18 protein-coding genes and 1 other RNA gene are annotated in these 22,530 nt (G+C 53.5%); 4 read left to right on the top strand and 15 right to left on the bottom strand.

Annotated elements, in window-relative coordinates:
- The first annotated feature begins 594 nt into the window (after window positions 1–594).
- Together ssrA and dtd are read left to right on the top strand one after the other, a co-directional pair.
- Window positions 595–990, top strand: a transfer-messenger RNA (tmRNA) gene (ssrA, locus tag GA0061077_RS00855).
- Between the two features lie 145 nt (window positions 991–1,135).
- On the top strand, window positions 1,136–1,624 hold the full coding sequence (gene dtd / locus GA0061077_RS00850; RefSeq protein WP_091847055.1) for a D-aminoacyl-tRNA deacylase: 489 nt from the start codon (window positions 1,136–1,138) through the stop codon (window positions 1,622–1,624).
- Between the two features lie 91 nt (window positions 1,625–1,715).
- Here dtd and GA0061077_RS00845 read toward each other — a convergent pair whose 3' ends face one another.
- The 12 genes from GA0061077_RS00845 to mraZ form a co-directional block, all read right to left on the bottom strand.
- Window positions 1,716–2,585, bottom strand: a complete 870-nt coding sequence (locus tag GA0061077_RS00845; protein ID WP_091847553.1) for a cell division protein FtsQ/DivIB — start codon at window positions 2,583–2,585, stop codon at window positions 1,716–1,718.
- A 470-nt stretch (window positions 2,586–3,055) separates the two neighbouring features.
- Window positions 3,056–4,711: a UDP-N-acetylmuramate--L-alanine ligase gene (locus tag GA0061077_RS00840; RefSeq protein WP_091847053.1), complete on the bottom strand. Its 1,656-nt coding sequence runs from the start codon at window positions 4,709–4,711 to the stop codon at window positions 3,056–3,058.
- Between the two features lie 164 nt (window positions 4,712–4,875).
- On the bottom strand, window positions 4,876–6,111 hold the full coding sequence (locus tag GA0061077_RS00835; protein WP_091847052.1) for a UDP-N-acetylglucosamine--N-acetylmuramyl-(pentapeptide) pyrophosphoryl-undecaprenol N-acetylglucosamine transferase: 1,236 nt from the start codon (window positions 6,109–6,111) through the stop codon (window positions 4,876–4,878).
- 26 nt (window positions 6,112–6,137) lie between these two features.
- A complete protein-coding gene (gene ftsW, locus GA0061077_RS00830) occupies window positions 6,138–7,445 on the bottom strand; it encodes a putative lipid II flippase FtsW (protein WP_091847552.1) in 1,308 nt (435 codons plus the stop codon).
- Window positions 7,446–7,533: 88 nt separating this feature from the next.
- The gene (gene murD / locus GA0061077_RS00825; protein ID WP_091847050.1) at window positions 7,534–9,033 is read right to left on the bottom strand and encodes a UDP-N-acetylmuramoyl-L-alanine--D-glutamate ligase; all 1,500 of its coding nucleotides are present in this window, start codon (window positions 9,031–9,033) and stop codon (window positions 7,534–7,536) included.
- Window positions 9,034–9,086: 53 nt separating this feature from the next.
- A complete protein-coding gene (mraY, locus tag GA0061077_RS00820; protein ID WP_091847048.1) occupies window positions 9,087–10,190 on the bottom strand; it encodes a phospho-N-acetylmuramoyl-pentapeptide-transferase in 1,104 nt (367 codons plus the stop codon).
- Window positions 10,187–11,800, bottom strand: a complete 1,614-nt coding sequence (locus GA0061077_RS00815) for a UDP-N-acetylmuramoyl-tripeptide--D-alanyl-D-alanine ligase (RefSeq protein WP_091847551.1) — start codon at window positions 11,798–11,800, stop codon at window positions 10,187–10,189. Before GA0061077_RS00815 ends, mraY begins: the two co-directional genes overlap by 4 nt.
- A gap of 137 nt (window positions 11,801–11,937) precedes the next feature.
- Entirely contained in the window at window positions 11,938–12,825 is an 888-nt protein-coding gene (locus tag GA0061077_RS00810; protein ID WP_091847046.1) for a hypothetical protein, read from the bottom strand.
- Window positions 12,826–12,892: 67 nt separating this feature from the next.
- Window positions 12,893–14,692, bottom strand: a complete 1,800-nt coding sequence (locus GA0061077_RS00805) for a peptidoglycan D,D-transpeptidase FtsI family protein (RefSeq protein WP_091847044.1) — start codon at window positions 14,690–14,692, stop codon at window positions 12,893–12,895.
- A 3-nt stretch (window positions 14,693–14,695) separates the two neighbouring features.
- Complete coding sequence (locus tag GA0061077_RS00800; RefSeq protein ID WP_234696445.1) at window positions 14,696–15,160, bottom strand: hypothetical protein; 465 nt, start codon at window positions 15,158–15,160, stop codon at window positions 14,696–14,698.
- The gene (gene rsmH, locus GA0061077_RS00795) at window positions 15,157–16,242 is read right to left on the bottom strand and encodes a 16S rRNA (cytosine(1402)-N(4))-methyltransferase RsmH (protein WP_091847041.1); all 1,086 of its coding nucleotides are present in this window, start codon (window positions 16,240–16,242) and stop codon (window positions 15,157–15,159) included. Before rsmH ends, GA0061077_RS00800 begins: the two co-directional genes overlap by 4 nt.
- Window positions 16,242–16,721 carry a division/cell wall cluster transcriptional repressor MraZ gene (mraZ, locus tag GA0061077_RS00790; protein ID WP_091847550.1) on the bottom strand — a complete coding sequence of 160 codons (480 nt, stop codon included), beginning with the start codon at window positions 16,719–16,721 and terminating at the stop codon, window positions 16,242–16,244. The genes rsmH and mraZ overlap by 1 nt, the downstream gene beginning before the upstream one ends.
- Window positions 16,722–17,167: 446 nt before the next feature.
- Here mraZ and GA0061077_RS00785 point away from each other — a divergent pair, with 446 nt between their 5' ends.
- Entirely contained in the window at window positions 17,168–19,486 is a 2,319-nt protein-coding gene (locus tag GA0061077_RS00785; RefSeq protein ID WP_091847040.1) for a HelD family protein, read from the top strand.
- A 61-nt stretch (window positions 19,487–19,547) separates the two neighbouring features.
- Here GA0061077_RS00785 and nrdR read toward each other — a convergent pair whose 3' ends face one another.
- Window positions 19,548–20,006 carry a transcriptional regulator NrdR gene (gene nrdR, locus GA0061077_RS00780; protein ID WP_091847038.1) on the bottom strand — a complete coding sequence of 153 codons (459 nt, stop codon included), beginning with the start codon at window positions 20,004–20,006 and terminating at the stop codon, window positions 19,548–19,550.
- 36 nt (window positions 20,007–20,042) lie between these two features.
- On the bottom strand, window positions 20,043–20,375 hold the full coding sequence (locus GA0061077_RS00775) for a LysM peptidoglycan-binding domain-containing protein (protein ID WP_091847037.1): 333 nt from the start codon (window positions 20,373–20,375) through the stop codon (window positions 20,043–20,045).
- A 186-nt stretch (window positions 20,376–20,561) separates the two neighbouring features.
- Here GA0061077_RS00775 and lexA point away from each other — a divergent pair, with 186 nt between their 5' ends.
- On the top strand, window positions 20,562–21,245 hold the full coding sequence (gene lexA / locus GA0061077_RS00770) for a transcriptional repressor LexA (RefSeq protein WP_234696492.1): 684 nt from the start codon (window positions 20,562–20,564) through the stop codon (window positions 21,243–21,245).
- Between the two features lie 37 nt (window positions 21,246–21,282).
- Here lexA and GA0061077_RS00765 read toward each other — a convergent pair whose 3' ends face one another.
- On the bottom strand, window positions 21,283–22,194 hold the full coding sequence (locus tag GA0061077_RS00765; RefSeq protein ID WP_091847548.1) for a cation diffusion facilitator family transporter: 912 nt from the start codon (window positions 22,192–22,194) through the stop codon (window positions 21,283–21,285).
- Window positions 22,195–22,530: the final 336 nt, after the last annotated feature.

The following is a 22,530-nucleotide window of genomic DNA, read 5'->3' as shown; positions in this document are numbered from 1 at the left end:
CCAACAGCACCGCTGCAGACAATGAAATAGCTGCCACTGCCAAAAACTTTTTCTTCGCACCCCGCCTCTTTGTGGGTTACGTCATGTCGCCCATTGACACAACTGTTGTTTGCACACCCTACGACCAGCACGAGCGCGGTCAGACCCAAACATCAAATCCGACCGGTGCTTCCCAAAAACGAAACCATACAAAATCAGCAATCTAATATCTAGTATGCTTTCCTTACTTTTAAAAGCATACCTTCATAATAACATTTTTCTTCTTTTATACAAACTATCATCGTTTCCGGTCAAGCCAAGAAAGTCCCCGAGGTTTGTTGCCTAGGAAGCCTTGGGCGCACTAGCCGATTGCAAAAAACAGCCACTATTGTGCGTTCTTTATTACCGAGGCGACGGATACCGATGGGTCAGGGAACGCATCAATGTGGACTGGAAGACGAAACCACCAAACAAGAAAACTTACGGGGCAGTAAAAGACCGCAAGACATTCTCTTCATACCAACAATTATGCCTTCAGACGCGTCACCGTCGAGCGTCGCCATGAAACGATATACTGGAAATCCGGTTAAAACCGGGGCTTGATAATTCAAGATTGGGGATGATCGGTTTCGACGATGACCTGTTCGTCGCAGGGAAGCGTGCCGAGAATGTGGAGTCCACTCGTGATGACCTCCACAAAAGAACAAGTGCTAAATCTAATCGCACTGAGTTCGCACTCGCTGCCTGAGCCTAGCGCCAGGATTTAACCAGTGAGCTGCTGCTCCGTCCACTCCTTTTTGTCTTCGGGAGGATGTTGGGCGTCATTAGAGGACTTGCTTGAGCTACTGAACCACAGGGTGACTCAGGGACTTTAACTGTAGATATGCTCGCCATTCATCGTCCGTGATACGAATGGGGGCAGAAAAACTGCCATACGGCCAACGGACTACGCACGTAGAAGACTGGGGGTTCGGTTATCGGACCGGGGTTCAATTCCCCGCATCTCCACAAGTTCAACGTCATCCAAGGCAACTTGGGTGGCGTTTTTCGTTGCGATTCAAACGACAAAGCCTAAACTAGCCGCCTGTCGAGATTTCTCATCGAACCGTCCAGACACTGTCGATTTGTTGAATGTCTGCCGATACACTTGATAACCATGAAAATCGTTTTGCAGAAGGTAAGTAAGGCAGATATCGATGTAGTCGATGAGACAAGCGGCGATATCGATCAATCATTCAAACCGCAGCATATCGACACGGGATATGTATTGCTGGTTGGCGTAAGCGACGAGGACGGGCAAGAACAGATTGATTGGCTTGCCTCAAAAATCGCGAAATTGCGGGTTTTTGAGGATGAAAACGGTAAGATGAATCTCTCCCTGGATCAGGTCGGCGGCGAAATACTGTCGGTTTCGCAATTCACACTCTTCGGTGATGTGCGCCGCGGTAATCGCCCCAGTTTCGTCAATGCGGGCAAACCAGAGCACGCCAAACGCATCTGGTTGGAACTCAACCAAGCGTTACGTGATCAAGGAATCACTGTTAAAGAAGGCCGTTTCGGCTCCCACATGCGTATAAGTCTTACCAACGACGGACCGATAACGATTCTCTTCGACACTGACGATCTCATGTCCAAGCACTGCTGAAAGCGGTCGTAAGTGCGTTCACTTGCGCTTCAAACAATAGCTGTTACGGATACACAGCCCAGTAACTCCACTGCGGCCGTATCCGTAACAGCTATTTGATAATTGGACGCAACGGCGCCGAAACATCGACCTGGTGTTTGTCCCCAATTTTGCTCGGATCATTGATGATCTTGTCAACCACAGCTTTCTTGAGCTTTATATCCGAGGCATCACCCCAAACGATGACGCGTTCTCCGCCATTCAATTCAGTGGTGACCGAATCCTGTGTTTTCGCTGTGACCTTGGTAATTGCCCCACGCATATCATGCGGAAGGAAATCCAACACCAGAAGAGCCTGTTGCACCGACCGATCATGCAGACTGGCCTTCACATCGTCCACTTCAATGACAGGGATACCGGTTGTGGAGTGATTTTCCACAGTGTTCAGCACTCGACCGTGTCCATCTACCGCCGTCTCATTATTATTCGGCGTCTTAAGCATCGCAGCAGGTTCCTGAGAGGTAATGCTCACATTGAGCCCTTTGGGATACACCTTTTCGACTGTCGCCTTCGAAACGCCGGGGATATCCTTGAATTCCTGTTCGGCATCCCTCGAAGACACCAGCAGCAACGATTTACCGGCCTGCTTATCGGCAATGGAAACGATGTGGGACTTACTCACCCATTCGTTTTCACCGGAAACCTTAATCTGACTCGAGTCAAGACGAAACACCGGCGAGAAAAACAATACCCACGCCACCAAAGTGATGGCGGCGGCAATCGCCAATATCACCAGCACCTTGACAACCGTTTTCCAGGCGCTGATTCGGCGACGTTCTTTCCGACGAGCATTGAAATCGATGACTTTTGGACGTGCCACGACACCAAGAGGACCGGCCGTCTGCTCCAATGTCTGCCTGACCAGATCCTCGTGACGCAATTGACGTGCATCCACAAAACCACCGGCTTCGCTTTTCGACATGCTCGTCCCGGATCTCGCCGAACGAGCTGACCTCTGCGAACCGGCGTTTCCTTCACCGGATAACGGTTCGTCTATACCGTAGAAATTCCTTGTTTGCGAGCGGACCAACGACCTGCTCTGTCGGCCCTTGCCTGCAGGACCACTTTTAGAAGACGTCTTTATCGAAGCCGATGTTCGCTGCGAGGATGAATGACGCTCTTTTTTGATGGGCGTCTTTTTCTTCTCGACCTCCGGAACACGCGAATCAGATGAGACCGAACGCGATTTGCGCCTTGTTCCATCATTGCTCGCATTGATGGACGATTGCTTCTTGCGCGTTACCCTACGGCGACGGGATGTCCCACTGTGTTTATTTGTCTGACCCTTCCCATCGACATCAGAATCATTAACAGCCACTCGTGTCTTGTGAGACGAAAAGGATCGGGGCTGGGAACCCTCCTGCTGTCCACTGACAATACGCCGCCCATTCATCACAAGACCTCTTCCGCACGACGCTTGAGCATCTCTAACATGACCCCATCCATCGTGGTCACATCCCCCGCTCCCACGGTAATGAGAATATCGCCCGGCTGCGCATGATGCACCAACGTCTCGGCACCTTCCCGAAGGTCCGTTGATGCGCCGATCCAATCGCGCTGCGGACAATGGTTCACCGCCTCTGCCGCGTCAACAATAATCTGCGACGTGATGCCCGGAAAATCCTCTTGACGTTCGCGGGCCGGATAGATGGGTGCAATAACGACATCATCCGCTTTGGCCAAGGCTGCAGCGAATCGATCAGCGAAAAACTCAGTTCTGCTGAACAGGTGAGGCTGGAACAGCACACGAATCGCACCGTCTGGATATCGGCGACGCGCAGCATCGAGCAACGCCGCGATTTCAGTGGGATGGTGGGCATAGTCGTCAACCACGGTCACTCCGTCTCGCACACCGTTGACTTCAAAACGACGCGAAGCACCACGGAAGGTTGACGCGGCACTGGCGGCCAGTTCGGGATCCATACCAAGCAGGACCGCCGTGACGATTCCCGCTGTCGCATTACGGACATTATGGATGCCCGGCACACGCAACGTAACCGGAATACGACGCGTTTTGTCATAACCAGCAAATCCAGCCGGCAGTTCAATGGTGAAGTGTTCCATACCACTTTCAACGCTTTCGGTTTCCGAAAGAATGCGCACGAGCTGTGGCCCGACCCCGTTAGACCAGACTTCGCCCATGCTATACGCATCTGCCTCACCGGCACCCTGCCCGATGATTTGGGCGATGTCGCGCGTTGGCTGCGTGGTATAGCACACCGTTTTGCTCATCACATCCTTCGGGAATGCACGTATAACAGAGCGAGCCCCTCCATCATCGACCGACATGATCAGGTGCCGTTCGGCATGCGCCGCATATTCCACGAAAGCCCGGCGATAGTGCTCGGCATCGCCGTAATGGTCAAGGTGATCTGCTTCAGCGTTGGTAATCAAGGCGAATTGTGGCCGATACTTTTCAAAGCTGCCATCGGACTCATCGGCTTCAGCTACAAGAACATCCCCGCTGCCGGCGTGGCCTCCGTCAATAGCCACACCGTCCGCCCCCTGAATCGAACCACCTATTGCATAACTCGGGTCGGCCAGTCGTATACCGACAGCACCTGCATGCGTATCGGCCTCTTCTCCAGCGTTGACAAGAATATGGGTTATCAGCGAGCTGGTGGTGGTCTTGCCATGTGCACCAGCAACACTAATCGAGCATTTGCTCGCCATCAGCAACGCGAGAATATCGCTCCGGTGGACGATGCGGGCTCCCCCCTTGGCCGCCGCCACAATCTCCGGATTATCTGATTTGATAGCACTGGAATAAACAACCGTGTGAGCGCCTTCAACATTCTGTTCGCACTGTCCAAACAATACGTTGACACCCAACGATTCCAACCGTTCGGTCTTGGCATTGGCCTCGCGGTCGGAACCGGAAACCTCAACGCCCCGCTCATGCAACATCTCGGCGAGCACACTCATGCCTGCCCCGCCGATACCGATGAAATGCGTGCGCCCAAGCGACTCAACTGTATCCGAAGGTCCGAAGGCGGCTGCCGTTGGATCAAGCACGACGGATTCAGAGCTGGTTGTTGACTGCACGATACGCTCCTTGGACGTTGGTTGCTGCCGATAAGAACTTGCTTATCTCCGTTATACCTGATACATGCACAATGTCGAAGCCCAAAACGCAAACCCACGCAGACTGCTCGCAAATTGCCCTTGATGATATCCCTGCTCATCAGAAGTCGCACAAATCATTTCTCGTATTACCGATCCGAAATCGCGATCCGTTTTGCGCTCATGGCAGCAGTCAAGCTTTGTTCATCGCGATTTTTCTCAGCCAAGTAGAGAACCACCTTCGCCATCGTTTCTGCTGCATTACGAATACCGTAGCCATACGCCTTGCTTCCCATGACTTCGAGACTCTGACGGTCTGACAGCAGTGACGGAATATGCTCCCGAACCCAGCGCGGCGAAAAGTCATCGTCCGAAACGATGAGCCCGCCACCCGCCTGCACCACAGGCTGGGCATTGAAACGCTGCTCACCGTTGCCGATAGGCAACGGCACATACACTGCAGGCATGCCGATGGCCGCCAATTCACTGACCGTTCCGGCACCAGAACGGCACACCACAAGATCTGCCGCGGCAAAAGCCAAATCGATGCGCTCCAAATATTCTGCGATATGATAATCGCCATGGCCGGCATGAGCCGGGTCGAGATCGGTCATCACGCGATCACCCGCACTCTGCGCAACACGTCGGCGAACCTCATCGCTTTTTCCCCTTCCGGTCAGATGGATGACCTGAGTAACATCAAGCAATTCGGCCGCTGCATCACTTATTGCCTCATTGAGGCTGACCGCTCCGAGCGAACCACCGGTAACCACCAACAACGGACGGTTTGGATCGACTCCCAATTGGCGCGCCGCTTGCTGACGAACCGCCATCTTGTCCCGGTCAACCCTTTGGCACAAATTCGCCATCTCCGAACGCAATGGCAAACCGACACGGCGAAGTTCGGCGCCTTTGCGTGCCTTGATTCCCGTGTTTTCATAAGCCGTGCCAATGAAATCGGCCCAGCGGGCACCCAGCTTGTTCGCCATGCCAGCCCGCGCATTTTGCTCGTGAATGACGATGGGCAACCCCATTGAATGAGCCACCGTATAAACTGGCGCGGAGACATAGCCCCCAAAACCGACCACCACATCGCACTGGCGACGCTCAAGAATTTCGCGGACCTTCTTCTGCACATGCCTCCAACGACCGGGGAACCGCAGTGCCTGCATATCAGGACGTCTGGGGAACGGAACTTTGGCGATGGCATCCAGCTCGAAACCAGCCTGCGGCACCAGATCACGCTCCAGACCGACATCCGTTCCGATGACGCTCAATGCCGCCTGAGGCTGTGCCTGCTTGATGGCCGAGGCAACGCTAAGCAATGGGTTGACATGTCCGGCAGTTCCCCCACCGGCCAGTACGATATGTTCCATTCCGTTCATCCTTGTCTTTCAGGTCGCCTATGCCCTCACAGACTCAACGCCGTAACATCGGCCCGAATCTGCGGTTGCATCTTCATCATACTGACAGCGACCCCTGCAGCAGACAAGCACATCACCAAACTTGAGCCACCGGCAGAAACAAACGGCAACGGCACACCCATAACCGGTAACAGACCTATGACGACCATGATGTTGACCAGTGCCTGCCCAACAATCCAGATCGCAATGCAAATCAATGCACGAGAGGCGTATTTGTCTGGGGTCTGCAACGCTATGGTGAACATGCACCAGCCAAGAACAACAAAGAGCAGAATAATGATCGCAGCTCCGATAAAGCCTGTTTCCTCGCCGATAATGGCGAAGATGAAATCGTTGTGGGCCTCGGGCAAATAGTTCCACTTCTCGCGCGAATTGCCGATGCCGACACCAAAGAATCCCCCTGATGCCATGGCGTATTTTGCGTGCATGGCCTGGTAGCATTCACCCTGCAGAGCCGTCGTCGGACATGGACGATAAGCCGCTGTGATCCTGAGCATACGATTCGGGCTGGTGACGACAAACACAAGAACCGCGGCAAGAAGCGCCAAACCTGAGCTCACCAACCATTTAGTGGGAAAACCTCCGACCAGCATCGCGGTGACGCCGATTGCAACGAGAATAAGCGCCGTTCCCAAATCACCGCCAAGCATCACTGCAGCCAAGCAAACCAAAAAAACGACGATCGAGGGCCCATACGTTTTGGGCCCTTCTTTCTTGAAGTGATCGGTAGCCGTCACGATGGCCCACGGCATCCAGATGCACAACGCAAGCTTCATAACTTCAGCCGGCTGCATGGTAAAGACGTTACGTATGCCAATCCATCCCTTGTTGCCGTTGACCTCTACACCCAGCGGAGTCATGGTCATGAGCTGCAGCACAATGGAGAACATCACAAACCAGAATGAAATTTTTCGATAGAAATCGGCGCGTGCGCGTGTCGCCGCATAACAGATAACCAAGCCTAGAATGCAATATGTCCCTTGGTTTAAAGCCTGTTTCCAAGGCGAAAGTTTGGCAGCGATCATGGTTACCGAAGAAGCTGAAAATACCATGACCACGCCGAAACATGTCAGTATGACAACAGCGAGACGGAAACCATAGTTGCACCAGAGCGGATTAAGCAATGCACGCAAACCGGTGTAGTCGGATACGGTGATGCCATCAGACGAGTTTTCTGTCGTGGCAGGTTCCGAGGATTGTTGCGGAGTGGCCTTGCTATAAAAGATGTCAAGACGCGACTTATTCTTGCCATTACCCTTTCCCGATTGGGCGATTTGCGTCACAGCATTGACCATGACATCCTTGGATGTAGGCTTACGCCTCCGTTGCTTCTTTTGATTGGTCCGTTTCGACGATTTCACGTCGTCACTGTCATAAATTCGTTTAACCATGTGCACGCACCCATTGACGTGCGGCATCGGTAAACCGTGCACCACGTTCTGCGTAGGAGGCGAACTGATCCATAGAGGCGCATGCCGGTGCCATCAATACCACGTCCCCGTCCGCCACATATTGTCCGGCAGCTTCAACCGCACGAGCCATGACACTCTCGCGATCTTCCGGGTCGATAAGTGTCAGGGGAACGTCGGGAGCGCTGGTCTTGAATGCATTGACCATAGGTTGCTGGTCAACGCCGATAATGACGGCGGCCTTAATCGTCTTCGCCTGATCAGAGACCAGTTTTTCGAAGCGAGCGCCCTTCGCCAATCCACCGGCGATCCAAACTACCGACTTGGGTTTGTAACTAGAAAGTGAGGCATGGGCGGCATGCGCATTAGTGGCCTTTGAATCATCCACAAACCGGATAACCTCGCCATCTTTGAGTTCAGCCGTGGCAACGGTTTGAATGCGGTGTCCACCCGGTGCGAATACGCGCAGAGCTTCAAGACAATGCCCGGGATCGGCGCCAAGGCCAGTGGCCAGCGAAAGGGCAGCAATGGAATCAGCCAAGAGATGCGGGTAGACGGTGCCATTCGGTTCACATAAATGCGGGAAATCGGTAATCTTGGCCAACGCATTCATAGCACCGACAGGTGCACCCGCCAGGCCGCTGGCGTCAACGATCCACCCGTCGGCAACACCAATCTGTCCCGGTGCCGGAACACCAAGCGTGAAACCGACTTTACGGCATTGGGGTCCCGTTTGAGCCGCCTTAGCCAACGCGGTAACCCTTTCATCGTCGGCGTTAAAGACCAGTACGCGTCGGACATGATGGAACACTTTGGCCTTGTCGGCCGCATAATTCTCCATTCCTCCGTGCCAGTCGAGATGATCCGCCGCGATATTGGTAATGACGGCACAATCCAATTCGACCGAATCGGTGAAATGCATCTGGAAACTGCTTAATTCCACGCACAATACATCATATTCGTCATGCGTGGCAGCCACACTGACCGAAGTTCCGATATTGCCCACAGTCGGTGCGTTCATGCCGCAGTGGGCAAGCATGGCCGAAACCATCTGGGTGGTGGACGTTTTTCCGTTGGTGCCTGTTATGCCAATCCATGCAGCAGGACTCCCACTTTTTGATCGCTTGGAAGCAACACGTAAGGTCCAACCCAATTCAACCTCACTGATAACGGGAATATGCCGTCTCTGCGCCTCCAGGATGAACGGCGTGCGCGGATTGAAAACAGGTGAAACGACAACCAGATCAATGCCATCCCAAGCGATGTCGGCAAAGGAATGCAAATCAGCTTCTGAGTTTTTTTCGTCTACACTTATCACTCGTTTTGCACGTCCACACAAAGCTTCGACGGCCCCCGAACCGGAGACCCCAAGGCCGGCCACAAGCACGGTTTTATCGCTTACATCAAACTGAGCGGTGCCAGCATCATCATCACGATGCAGTCTGGTAAAGTCCAAATCCTCTATCGCCGGCATTTGCAATCCACCTTTCCACCGAACGTACAAGCCCGCCTATTTGACGCATTCACTTAGAACAGGAGCCCCGAGCGCGAAGCCCAATCCGCGTAGAAAAACATCACACCGATAAGCATGAAGATGGATTCAATCATCCAGAAGCGAACTACAACTTTTTGTTCGCTCCAACCCATCAGTTCGAAATGATGGTGAATCGGCGCCATCTTGAACACACGCTTATGAGTGAGCTTGAAGCAACCGACCTGAATAACATCGCTCATCGCTTCGATAACGTAAAGTCCACCGATGATGACGGCGAGGAACTCAGTATGAGTGGCAATGGAAAGCGCTGCGAACAGACCGCCCAACGCCAGGGAGCCGGTGTCACCCATGAAAATGGAGGCGGGATTGGAGTTGTACCACAAGAACCCGAAGCACGCTACAGCTGCACACGCTGCGATAATCGTCAAATCCAGAGGGTCTGAGATTGCATACGCATAACCCGTTTTGGCGCCACCCTTGATATGGTAGCTTTCCCAAAAAGCGATGAGCGTATATCCCGTCAGGGAAATCATGGATGATCCCGTGGCAAGTCCGTCAAGACCATCCGTGAGGTTGACCGCGTTGGTCCAGGCCGTCATCAGGAAATTGACCCAGATAACGAAGATGATGATGGCGACGGTCTTCCCCGCAAATTCAAAGCTAAAGAAGGGATGTTCGATAAAACTCATGCCGGCCTGAGCTGACGGGAAACCGGACTTGGTAGGGATCAGCAACGCAAGAACCGCATAGATGGTCGCGAACACAAACTGACCAAAGAACTTACCACCCACCGACAGACCGGTATTCTGCTTTTTACGCACCTTGGCGAAGTCATCGATAAAGCCCAGGGCACCCATAGACACCATAGCGAAAAGCACAAGGATTGCCGACCATGAGATGCTCTGACCGCTGACCAGCGCACGATAGATCGCGGACATGCCCCATCCAAGAACCACGGCCAAAAGGATGACCACACCGCCCATGGTGGCGGTACCGCGCTTAAGCAAATGCGACTGAGGACCATCCTGACGAATGTATTGGCCGTAATGTAATTGATGTACCAAGTTGATCATGACCGGCGTGCCGGCCATCACGACCACTAGCGAAACGACAATGCCGATGATGAGGGAAATCAATGTTCCGGCTCCACTTCTATATGCTGTTGCGATGGGACGCACGACCAGCGGTCGGCCAAGGCAGAAAGCCCTGAAAGATGCGAGCCTTTTAGCAACACAACGGTATCCTCATGTCGACGGGCGGCATCGGCTACAAGCCGCTCAGCCTCATCGGCACCATGTACCCATTGCACCATAATGGGGGTACGCCGAATATCGCCGTCAGCATCCTCGAAGATGTTGCTCGGCGTGTCGATGTCGTTGATTTGTTCGCGGGCCCCCTGCGCCACAGCCGATGCAAGCTGATCAAAATGATTGTCGGCCTTATTGCCCACAGCGATAATCTCGTTGAGCCCTAAGGAAGCAGCATAGGCGCCGATCTGCCTGTGCAGCTCCAGCTCATCACCACCGAGCTCAAGCATCGCACCTAAAACAGCAATGCGATAGGGCTCAGAGACATCTTTCCCATCCCTCTCGCTGATAGGAACAGCGGAAACATCAGTTTTTTCCCAGCGGGCCAGGCCGTTCAAGCCGGCCTTCATCGAATCAGGATTGGCGTTGAAGGAATCGTCAATAAGAGTGAACGAAGCCGATCCGTCTCCCAAATCAACCGAGGACACAGCCATCCGGTGCGGGCTAATCCGCTGTATACGGCCCAACTCAAAAGCAATATCGGCAATCGCCATACCAAAGTACGAAGCGACGCTCGCCGCAGCAAGTGCGTTGATGACATTGTGAGCCCCTCCGATTCCAAGATGAACCGTCGTTTGTTCTTCTCCAAAAGCATCCAGGATAAAGCTCGGACGGCCCCAGGCATCTACGGTGACATCTCGTGCACTCATCATGGAGATGTCAGAGCCGTCCTCATCGAGACCAAACCAGCGCACATCGCCAGGTGCCATCGCCGACATTGCCGCTACATGTTTGTCGTTCGCATTCAATACAGCAACGCCACCGGGGACAAGACCCTGCACAATCTCACTTTTGGCCTGTGCGATGCGATCGACTGAACCGAATTCACCGAGATGCGCGACCCCCACTTTCAAGACCACCGATAAATCGGGAGGCACAATACTGGTGAGCCCAGCAATCTCACCGACATGGTTCGCTCCCATTTCCGCAATAAGGAAACGCGTATGCTCGCCGACCTTGAGTGCCGTAAGCGGCAACCCGATCTCATTGTTGAACGAACCCACCGGTGCGACCGTTTCGCCCATGCTGCTCATCAGGGCATACAACAAATCCTTGGTGGTAGTTTTGCCAACCGACCCGGTGATTCCAATTACCGAGAAATCCGTGCCCAGTTGGCGACGACGAGCAATATTGTGGTGCGCCAAGCGACCCAATGCCTCAACCGTGTCGTCAACCACGATTTGCACAATGTCATCAGTTTCGTCAACCGCATGATCAACCAATGCAGCAACAGCCCCCAAAGAGCCTGCGTGCGACACGAAATCATGTCCGTCAACCCGATCGCCAGCTATGGCTACGAACACGGCGCCTCGTTCTATCTGCCGAGAATCGCTTACCGTTGAAGTAACCACGGTGCTGCCGGACCGCAATTGAGGCGAACCGGAGACCATCTTGCCGCCGACGGCCTCGACGATCTCCGAGACCGTCATCGGCATCATCGCGGCGGTCTGACTATGCACCCCGGCCTTGTTGTCATTCAACGTATGCGCTCCTTTGTTGCTGCTTGCTTGACGTCAAGCTAAACAGGTAAAACTTTCAAATTGATATATTGATCGAAATTGCCGAAAGAAAAGACTCATAACATCTCCTTCGAGACTCGCAAGGCACTGCGGATATTGCCACGTCGAACACCTGCATCCATGGCCATGGCGATGGCCAATGAAAGTCGTTGCTGCGATTTCGGATTCTGTGAATCGACGGCCTGACCAGCCAGCCATCCGGATTCTTCCGTGCAGGTAACCAGATGCTTCTGCTTATCAAATACGAATCCAAAGTCCCGTCGGGCTTTTTCCAGCGCCCGCTGTTTTTCGAAACGATCGAGACGATCAATCGATCCCAACACGTCGATCTCCACACTTTCAAGCGCGCCAGGACGCAACGTATGGGCATCGGCCGAAATAACCATTGCCGCCGCACCGTCCTCAGCACACACACCGAGCTGATGCTGGACGTCAAGAATACCCAAAGGATATGAGACTTCAAGTTCACGCTCCAACGAACTTGATCCAGAGGCGCTAATCAGACCTACCGGATTGCCGATCAGATGAAGGAAGTCTGCAAGGCGCACAGCGTCGGCCTGCGTCTCCTCATCATCCTTGCCGCTAACAACGAACAGCGCCATCGAATTTGCCGGAGCACCAGCGATGTCTGACGCCAAAGCTCCGAAGGTTACATTGTCAGGCGTTCCCAGCAATACCGGAACACCGATCTCATGCGCCAAATCAGCTTGCGAAGGCGGCACCAACATCGCATAAGCCCCTCGACTGACGGCCAGCGCGAGCCATGACGACTCTTCACCTTCACGAGGTACGTACAGCGATCCGGGCCGTACGGAATCCAAAGTATCGGCTACAGAGGTGACCGTGACTCCATCGGCGAATCCAGGCCTGAGCTCGAATCCGTAATGACTCGCGAGATAACCTAAAGTGACACGTCGTGACATCGATTTGCTCACCGCACTCATAGTTCCAAGTCCTTACTGTTCGACAACATGCTTCGATTCCACCGTCCAATTGGCTCGCATACCAATTTCACCATGACACAGGAATAGCATCGGTGCGCGGGCTTGATGCCGGTACCTCATACTTCTGCATAAGGAATTCACCGATTTGCTTGAACAAGGTACCGCTGGTGATGCCGCCATATGTGCCTTGCGGGTTTTTCATCGCCACAGTAACGACGAAACGGGGATTATCCGCAGGCAGAATGCCTGTCCAATCACCCACGATGCCAGTGAGGCGGCCGCCGGACCCCGCCACCTGAGCAGTTCCTGACTTGCCAGCGACGCGGTAACCGTTAACACCCACCGTTTGCTGATAGTGATCGGCAGCAGACTCCATCGCATTCATCAGTTGAGCATTCACATTCGGATCAAGGATGCGGGTGCCCTGATCTTGCGGCTCGTTGATGACATGACCGTCGGAATCCGTTCTCGAAACGATGATGGATGGCTTGCGATACACACCGCCGTCAGCCACCGTCGCGACGGCGTTGGTTAACTGGATAATGCTAGTTGAGTAACCCTGCCCGAACAGAACGGTGTCACGGGTACGTCCGTCCCAAACCTTGGGAGTCGTCAACGTTCCACTCGATTCCCCCGGAAGATTCAGACCGGTGGATTGCCCGATCCCGAATTTGGTAAGCATGTCGTAGCGATCCTCATCGCGGTAATTATCTGAAGCCATCAGCATACCGACATTGGAGGATTGCGCAAAGATGCCGGCCAAGGTCCAATTGGAAATCGGATGATCATCAGAATCACGATACTGCTGTTTGTTTTTATCCAAGTGATCAGGGACCTGGAATCGGTCACCAAGCTGGTGAACCCCATGCTGCATTAGACCGGCCACGGTGAAAGTCTTGCCGATCGATCCGGGCTCGAAGGTCTCGGAAACCGCGCGAGAAACACTGAGCTTGGCTTGGTCGCTTCCCGCCAAAATATTATCGGAATCTTCCAAGGCGATGATTTGATGAGTCTGCACGTCCATCACGCAGGCGACCGCCCAATCCGCACCGAAGCGAGACTTGCCGTCGGTAAGTACCTTTTTGACGAACCAATCCACATCCGCATCAATGGTCAGCTTGACGTCACTTCCGTTCCGAGCCGCCTTGGAATCGGTCAGCGTGTCCGGTATTTCCACACCGTTATTGCCCTGCTGGTAGACCTTGTACCCGTCAGAACCGGAAAGCGCCTTGTTCTCAAGCTGTTCCATACCAGATGCACCGTTGGTTTTGTCATCCACTCCGCCAAGGAATGCACCCAGCAGGTTGCCGTCGGAATATGCACGGTTCTGGCAAAGTTCTCCATAGACGATGCCCCCCAGACCGAGTTTGTCCAACTTGCGCTTGTCGGCGGGTTCGACATTCTTCTTCAATACGGCATAACGACCTGAGCCTGCCAGTTTTCCGCCGACCTCTTTGGCATCCATCCCCAATATCGGGGCAATCAAGCGTGCCACCTGCGCGGCACCAACCACACCCAAGGTACGACCCCCTTGACTTTTCGGCTGAATGCAGTTGTTGCTAACCTGTTTGTTGCACAACGGCTCATATGCCTGCGCCGCCTCAGGATCGCCGATGATGGTATAGCGTTCCACACTCTGCGCAAGCACCGCACCATTGGCATCGAGAATCTTGCCACGCATCGCGTGCACCGGAACTTGCAGGGTTCGTCCGGCGGCAGCAGCTTCAGCCATCCAGCGGCCATTCAACAGTTGAAGGTTGATTAATTGACCAAAGCAGACAACGAATACAATCGCAATCACTGACCCGATGGCAATGCAACGCGACACGAATTGTCCGACTTTGGCCTTACCTGTAGGCGTACGCATATCTCACTGACCTTCGCTTGTCGGTTGACCACTTGGTGGCTGATAACCTTCCAGATCGATCGACAATGGCCCTTGCTGAGGAACCATTCCCATTTTTTGGGCACGATCGGGCAGACTTGCCTGCAAACCATCAAGGCGCGCCTGGTCGTCCTCGACGTCTTGATTCAATTTGCTGATATTTGACTGCACCTGAGACTGTTCGAAGGAATTCTGTACCATTTGCGTGCGCAGAACCAAGGAACCCAGCAACGAGGCGAAAAGGAACATGACCGCAATGACGATATGGACGATTGACACCGTCTTCATGTGAGCGAAAGCATCGAAAACGGCATGCTTGCTGCCAGTGTCCGAGCGACCTCCGGTAATCACCTGGAAACGGGGTCGTGAGGACGCCACGCGCTGATCTTCCTCACGACCGGCGGGAGCCACCCGGGAACGAACCGATCTTACCGTTGCGCTGCTCATCATGCCCTCCTTCCTGTGTGGTTGTTGTTGTCGTTTTTCTTTTCGGCATCATGTTTGCGATGCGAATGTTGCGTGGTCTGCGGACCACCTTCGGCACTCCTGTCAAACCTGTCCCGCCAGTGCTCCGGCAACTCACGACTGAGCGAAACACCACGCAACCGTACCGGGGCCGAACGTGAATTGCGCTCAATCTCGGATTCGTCCGCCTTAATCGCTCCTCGCGTCAGCTCTTCGAAGAACGGCTGAGCGTCGTCCGGAATCACAGGCAAATCCGCAGGCACGTCGACATTGAGCCCTTGAGCCATGAACGTCTTGACCGTACGATCTTCAAGCGAATGGTATGACTCAACAACCAGACGGCCACCGACGCTAAGCCGGTTAGCTATCTGAGGCAAGGTGCATTTGAGCTTGTCAAGCTCGCCGTTCACCTCGATACGAAGCGCCTGAAAGACGCGTTTGGCAGGGTTTCCTTTAGCACGATGCGATTTGGGGACAACCTGATCGACCAACTCACTGAGCTGACGTGAGGTCTTCAATGGCTCGATAGCACGGCGACGGACAATGGCACGGGCAATCGGTCTGGAGAACCGTTCCTGTCCGTACTCACGGAAGATTCGGGTCAACTCGCTTTCCGAATACTGCGACAGTATCTGTGCGGCATCGAAATCTTGGGTCGTATCCATACGCATATCAAGCGGAGCATCACGCGAATAGGAGAAGCCGCGGTCAGTCTCATCGATTTGAAGGCTAGAGAGCCCCAAATCCATAAACGCTACATCGACGCGGTTCAGCTCCAAACCATCAAGTACCGTGCTGAATTCATCGAATGCAGCGTGCACCCCGACGAACCGTTTGGCAAGACCGGCACGCTTCATACGTTCCGCGGCCATGCCCAGCGCTTCTTCGTCACGATCGATTCCGACAAGGCGGGCCTGAGGCGCAGCCTGTAGAAACGCGATGGCATGTCCGGCTAGTCCGAGCGTGCAGTCAACAACAACGGCATCAGGACGGTTCAACGCCGGAGTGACCAGATCCACGCACTCACGTACGAGGACCGGCTGATGAATAGTTGAAAGATCCGCCATCACCACTCCACCGCCGGCAACACATCATCGGCTATATCCGAATAGCCTTCCTCTTGGGCCGCAAGATATTCATCCCAGGATTCCCTATCCCAAATCTCGGCACGAGTCCCCACGCCAATGACGACGATATCGTCGCCCAAACTTGCATAACTGCGCAGATTCTGCGGGACCAGAACACGACCTTGTTTATCGGGCTCACCCTCCACGGCACCTGAAAGGAACACACGCAGGTAGCTCCTGGTTGCCTTGTTGCCCATCGACGCACGCTGAATGCGCGAGGCTATACGCCTGAATTCCGCTTGCGGAAGCAGGTAGACGCACTTTTCCTGCCCCCTGGCCATCACCATTCCATCGCCCAACTGCGCACGCATCTTGGCGGGCAATGCCATACGACCTTTTTTGTCGATTTTTGGTGTATAAGTGCCGAGCAACAATGGCTCGCTCTGACCAACACCTGTTGCAACGGCCTGAGTTCCCATTGACGACTGCCCTGCGTCAGCTCCACGACTCGACACATCCAGAGGCTCGGCAAAAGCAGTATTTCTGGCCTGTTCATTGCTCTGATCTGCCATTGCCACCTCCTTAGATCGCCACAAGAATCCATACTGAGAATATTAATAGTTCACCACTTTACCCCACTTCTCACCATATTTCCCCACAAAATCTTAAAACTTCGTATTTTTTTTGAAAAAACGTCCCCACGGTTTCACGATCCATTTGCTTTCGATGGAAGAAACAAAAAGGGCCAGCAACACAGCAAACACCCCGATGATTCTTTATTCTTTTTTTATCCGGAAGAATCGAGATTTGCACTATTCACAAATACAGCTCGGAAGGCAAGATACGCAGAGCCGACTATAATGATGCATTCGGGTTTTATTTGAGCATTCGATGCGGAAACGATCGTTATCAGAGGAATACATACATGTCGAGCTACTCTTCACAAATCGACGACGAACAACACGAAGTCGATCGCGCATACGGACGATTGGACTCCCTGCGAGAGCAGACACGAACACGCCTCGATGCCGTACGCGCCGCCGGTGCACACGGATCCCCAACCATGCGCACTGAGCGAGATTCCTTCGCCACGATGTACGAAGACAGACTCACGCAACTGCGCAGTGTCGAGGATCGCCTCGTTTTCGGCCGTCTTGACAACGACAAGGGACAGAAACACTACATCGGAAGAATAGGCCTTTCCGACGAAAGCCATGAACCAATCCTCACAGATTGGCGAGCTGAGGCCGCACGTCCCTTCTATGAGGCAACGCCCTCACACCATGGCGATATCGCCATGCGCCGTCACCTTACCCTGAATTTCCGCAAAGTTGTGGGCATCGAGGACGAAGTGCTCGACGTCAACTCCGGACGAGTCGATCAAGCCCAGCAGGCCGGCACGCTCACCGGTGAAGGTGCGCTCATAGCCTCTCTCAACTCCAAGCGCACGGGTAAAATGACCGATATCGTGGCCACCATTCAAGGCGAGCAGGACCGCATTATCCGTGCTCCGCTTGACCGCACCATTGTCGTACAGGGCGGACCGGGAACAGGCAAGACCGCAGTGGCCCTGCATCGGGCAGCCTATCTACTCTACACGCATCGCCGCAAACTCGAACGTTCAGGAGTATTGGTTGTCGGACCAAGCTCCGCATTCCTCCGCTACATCAATCAGGTACTACCATCTTTGGGCGAGACAGGCGTAGTTTCACGCACCATTGGTGATTTAGTACCGGGATTCGGAACCATTGAGACAGACACACCATACGCAGCCAAGCTCAAAGGCGAGGCGCGCATGGCGCATGCGGTGGCCAATGCCGTCGCCGCCCGGGAACGCATACCCAAGGCATTGCCGACCGTGCGCATCAACGGCACAGACGTTCAAATGACACAAGTCGATATCCGTACGGCCATCGACCACGCCAGGCGCACACGATCACCGCATAACAGGGCGCGTGAAGCCTTCGTTAAAACCGTGCTAAGCGCGATGCGCAACAGATACGTCGAAAACCTTGATTACACACCCGAACAGTCCGAAATCTCAGACGTTGCGATGCAACTGAAGATGAACAACGACATCCGCAAGACACTGAACCTGGCCTGGCTGCCCATGAATGCCCCATGGCTTATCGACCAGCTGTTCTCCAAACCAGAACAGCTGAGACGTTTTGCGCCTTGGCTTTCGGATCAGGACATCAATGCGCTAACAAGGCCAAAGAACTCCCCCCTTACCATCTCGGACATCCCGTTGCTTGATGAGGCCATGGAACTGCTCGGCCCTGACCCGAAAGTCTCCGCACGCGAAGCTGCCGCCAAAGCAAGACGAGAGGAAGAAGAAAAATACGCCAAGGAGACACTCGCCCAGTCCGGCATCGGTTCAGGTATCGTCACCTCATCGATGCTATTGGACAACATCAACGGTCTGGGCACCGAAGACGTAGCCGAACAAGCGGGTGCTGATCGCGAGTGGGTTTATGGTCACATCGTGATCGACGAAGCCCAAGAGCTGACGGACATGGACTGGAGAATGCTCATTCGACGCTGTCCTTCACGTTCCTTTACCATCGTAGGGGACGTGGCACAAACCTCCGCACTGGGTGGAACCCGGCACTGGGAGAAAACGATGGACCGGCTTTTCGGTGCCGACGGTTGGGACCTTAGGGAGCTGACGATCAATTATCGCAATCCCAAAGAGGTCTCGCAACTTGCTTCACAGTTCGCACAGAATGAAGGATTGTACGTTTCAACCAACGAAGGCGTACGCACGATGGAAGACAGTGTCCAGTACGTGACACTGAATGACGACCTACCTTCAAATGCATTCCTCGACGCAATCGAGAAGCAGGCGTTGCCCTTGGCTCAACAATTTATCTCCAAGGACGGAACTGGTCGCGTCGCAGTTATCGCACCGAACAACTTGGTTAGCTCCATACGTCAGAACCTGTATCACCGACTTTGCGATCACCTTGAACCCGAACTTGCCTCCTTACTTATGGGCAAGTACCCGTATGAAAGCAGGATCACTTCCGACTCACTCAGCGACGCACCGCTAAGCGTATGCGACGCCCAAACCATTAAAGGGTTAGAATATGACGCAGTAGTCCTCGCGGAACCTGGAGCGATTTCAGAAAGCGCCCCATCGAGACCATCCGGTGCAGCTGACCTTTACGTGGCGCTGACCAGACCAACACAGCGCCTTGTTATCGTTCAGACGAAATCCGATAAAGAGATACTAAGCATATAAATGGGATGCAAAACGCTGGTGCGGAACTCCAAGTTACAAAGTTCCGTACCAGCGCTTTGCATTACTTATCGGAACTTTTGCCCTGCTTCAAATCATTAATTGCCGTCTGAAAATCGTCAAGTCCGTTGAAGTTCTGATAAACACTTGCAAAACGCAGATAGGCAACTTCGTCCAACTCACGCAACGGCTTAAGAATGGCCCTGCCAATGTCCTCGGATTTTACCTCGGCGAGACCCTGACTGCGCAAATCCTCTTCGACACGCTGTCCGAGTTGCTTCAATGCATCCTCATCAATCGGCCTGCCTTGGCATGCTTTACGTACTCCGACAATAACTTTCCGACGATCAAAGGGTTCAAGATTCCCCGATCGTTTGGTCACCAACAGCATAGTCGATTCAACGGTCGTGAACCTGCGTTCGCAATGCGGACATTCACGCCGACGCCTGATGGAGTGGCCATCCTCACTGATACGCGTATCCACGACTTTGGTATCATCATTCTGGCAAAAAGGACAGTGCATGGTACTCAGCCTAGTCAAAGGCCCCGAAGACTGCGTTTATGCCTCAGGCACAACAAGCCTTTGCCCCGGTTGCAGCTCGGCGGAATCCAACTGATTCAGCTGCATCAACCGATCGACGGTGTCCCCCACGTTCTTGTCAGCAGGCGTTATTTTTGTCGCATATGACCAAAGAGTGTCGCCGGGACGAACGGTATATCCGACGAGATTAGCATCACCTTCAGCGGAATTGGCGACATGAGGTGCCGCAATCTTCCAACTGACCAAGATTACCGCAGCCAACATCAGAGCGACGACAAAGCGGTGAAATGCAATCGGGCGACGATGCGCCTGACTACGAACAGAACTTGATTTACCGGCTTTTTCACTCATTTTTGCACTCCTTCGAACATATGTACTAACGAACGTTTGTTCTATATTCGCACATTTGTTCGATGTTTGCAAGCCGGAATCGAACATCTGTTTGATTTCACAAGCGAAAAGGGTTATGCTGTAAGTCAAACGCTGAAAGGAAGTACTGTGAGCACCCTCTCCACCAAGAACCAGAACGGGAACGCCATCCGCTCCGAGCATGACCAGCCGCTGACCGACCGTCAGCAAAAAGTGCTGGACGCTATCCGCAAGCATATCCAGCGTTACGGCTTCGCCCCTTCATTCCGTGAAATAGGCGAGGTGTCCGGCCTAAAGAGCCCTTCTTCGGTTAAGCATCAGCTGGAGACCCTCGAAGAAAAGGGCTACATCAAAATGAATGCCAACAAGGGTCGGGCCATCGAATTGGTCGACAACGAACCGAACGTAAGCGAAACGAACAATATATCGAACGTTTTCCCCTTCGGCCCGGATCTGGACTTGAGCGAAGCCATCGCCGAATCCCACGACATCCCGCTGGTTGGCAGGATTGCCGCAGGCGCCCCCATAACCGCCGAACAACACGTCGAAGACGTGATGCGGTTGCCGGAACGACTTACCGGAAACGGCAACCTGTTCATGCTTGAGGTTCATGGCGATTCAATGATCGATGCAGCCATTTGCGATGGCGATTTCGTTGTCGTCCGGGAACAGGAGACTGCGGAAAACGGCGATATCGTGGCAGCTCTACTTGATGGAGAAGCCACGGTTAAGACCTTCCAGAAAGATCACGGGCATGTGTGGCTCATGCCGCACAACCCGGCATACTCGCCCATCGACGGCACTTATGCCACCGTTATGGGTAAGGTCGTCACCGTACTGCGTAAAATCTGAGGCCGATACGTCGCCTTTGAAGGGTTTCACCGTTTCTTTAACGATGAACCTGCTCGCTTTGCAGGCTACAGAACCCTTCCGGCTCAAGTTGGAAAGTCGTATGCGGGATTGAAACCGAGAAATGATCGGTCAGACAGTCATGTAGCTGATGAAGAATCTTGGCACCCTGTTCCATCGAAAGCCCCCGTTCCACAACAACGTGAGCGGTGAGAATCGGCATGCCGGTCGCCACCGTGGAAGCATGGATGTCATGAACGCCGACGACACGTTCAACATCTTTTATGTGCTTACGAACCTCATCAAGATCAAGTCCGCTCGGGGTTTCTTCGAGAAGAATCTTCACAGAGTTTTTCATCAGTACCAAAGCGCGCGGCACGATAAGCAATGCAATGATGCCACCAGCAACAGCATCAAACCCATGCCACCCGGTAACCATGATTACAACTGCCGAAACAACTACGGCAAACGAGCCCATTGCATCGTTGAGAGTTTCCAGAAACGCGGCACGCATATTCATATTGTCTTCACGCTGATCGGAAAGCACCAGAACCGAAACCAGGTTGAACACAAGGCCCAAAATGCCAAAACCGAGCAGCATGCCCATATCCTGCACCTCTTCACCGGATAAGCCAGCCAGGCGCAATATCGCTTCAACCAGAGCGTAGACACCCACAGCTATCAGAATCAGTGCGCCCAAACCCGCAGTAATCGGTTCAAGCCGGGCCCACCCCCAAGTACGCTCCTTATCCGGTTTCTTACGCATAAGCACGGCAGCCATCGTAGAAGCTGCAAGCACTGCCACATCCGTAAGCATGTGCGCGCAATCGACCAACAACGCCAACGAGCCAGTCATCAGGGCACCGATCACCTCAACCGCAAAAATCGTCAACGTCAGCCCCAAAGTCACTATCAGTCGATTCTGATTACCCTTCGCCTTGTTGGTATTCATATCGTTCTGTTCCTCCACTGGTCGTTCCGCCCGCGCTTTCATGGTTCATCTCCGACTATTGATTCGTCGTTCCTCAACGGTCAGCGGTTTTGCGAAAACACCCAAGCAAAACACATTTCTGTATTCCGCCTCAGCGCAGCCGCGCACGCAGGACACTATACCGAACAAAACCTATATGGCAGTAGCCTTTTGAGACTCTGAGCTTAAGGAAACAAGACTCAAACAACATTGTGATGTTGCCGTGTTTTTGACACTGAGACCGACAATCATTCTCACATAAAACGGCAATACCGAACGACCCAATACGCTCATCTACTTTAGCATTTCAAACCATCG

Source organism: Bifidobacterium commune (genome assembly GCF_900094885.1).
GTDB classification, from domain to species: domain Bacteria; phylum Actinomycetota; class Actinomycetes; order Actinomycetales; family Bifidobacteriaceae; genus Bifidobacterium; species Bifidobacterium commune.
The sequence above is the reverse complement of the archived record's forward strand: the minus strand, read 5'-3'. Positions and strand labels throughout refer to the sequence as shown.

Coding starts and splice junctions, on each gene's coding strand:
- GA0061077_RS00785 (WP_091847040.1), top strand. CDS start 17,168: ATGTCGAGCTACTCTTCACAAATCGACGACGAACAACACGAAGTCGAT.
- mraZ (WP_091847550.1), bottom strand. CDS start 16,721: ATGGGAACTCAGGCCGTTGCAACAGGTGTTGGTCAGAGCGAGCCATTG.
- murD (WP_091847050.1), bottom strand. CDS start 9,033: ATGCCGGCGATAGAGGATTTGGACTTTACCAGACTGCATCGTGATGAT.
- rsmH (WP_091847041.1), bottom strand. CDS start 16,242: ATGGCGGATCTTTCAACTATTCATCAGCCGGTCCTCGTACGTGAGTGC.
- ftsW (WP_091847552.1), bottom strand. CDS start 7,445: ATGGTCAATGCTGTGACGCAAATCGCCCAATCGGGAAAGGGTAATGGC.
- GA0061077_RS00765 (WP_091847548.1), bottom strand. CDS start 22,194: ATGAATACCAACAAGGCGAAGGGTAATCAGAATCGACTGATAGTGACT.
- dtd (WP_091847055.1), top strand. CDS start 1,136: ATGAAAATCGTTTTGCAGAAGGTAAGTAAGGCAGATATCGATGTAGTC.
- GA0061077_RS00845 (WP_091847553.1), bottom strand. CDS start 2,585: ATGTCGAAAAGCGAAGCCGGTGGTTTTGTGGATGCACGTCAATTGCGT.
- GA0061077_RS00775 (WP_091847037.1), bottom strand. CDS start 20,375: ATGAGTGAAAAAGCCGGTAAATCAAGTTCTGTTCGTAGTCAGGCGCAT.
- GA0061077_RS00800 (WP_234696445.1), bottom strand. CDS start 15,160: ATGATGAGCAGCGCAACGGTAAGATCGGTTCGTTCCCGGGTGGCTCCC.
- nrdR (WP_091847038.1), bottom strand. CDS start 20,006: ATGCACTGTCCTTTTTGCCAGAATGATGATACCAAAGTCGTGGATACG.
- GA0061077_RS00835 (WP_091847052.1), bottom strand. CDS start 6,111: ATGAACGGAATGGAACATATCGTACTGGCCGGTGGGGGAACTGCCGGA.
- GA0061077_RS00815 (WP_091847551.1), bottom strand. CDS start 11,800: ATGATGCCGATGACGGTCTCGGAGATCGTCGAGGCCGTCGGCGGCAAG.
- GA0061077_RS00810 (WP_091847046.1), bottom strand. CDS start 12,825: ATGAGTGCGGTGAGCAAATCGATGTCACGACGTGTCACTTTAGGTTAT.
- GA0061077_RS00805 (WP_091847044.1), bottom strand. CDS start 14,692: ATGCGTACGCCTACAGGTAAGGCCAAAGTCGGACAATTCGTGTCGCGT.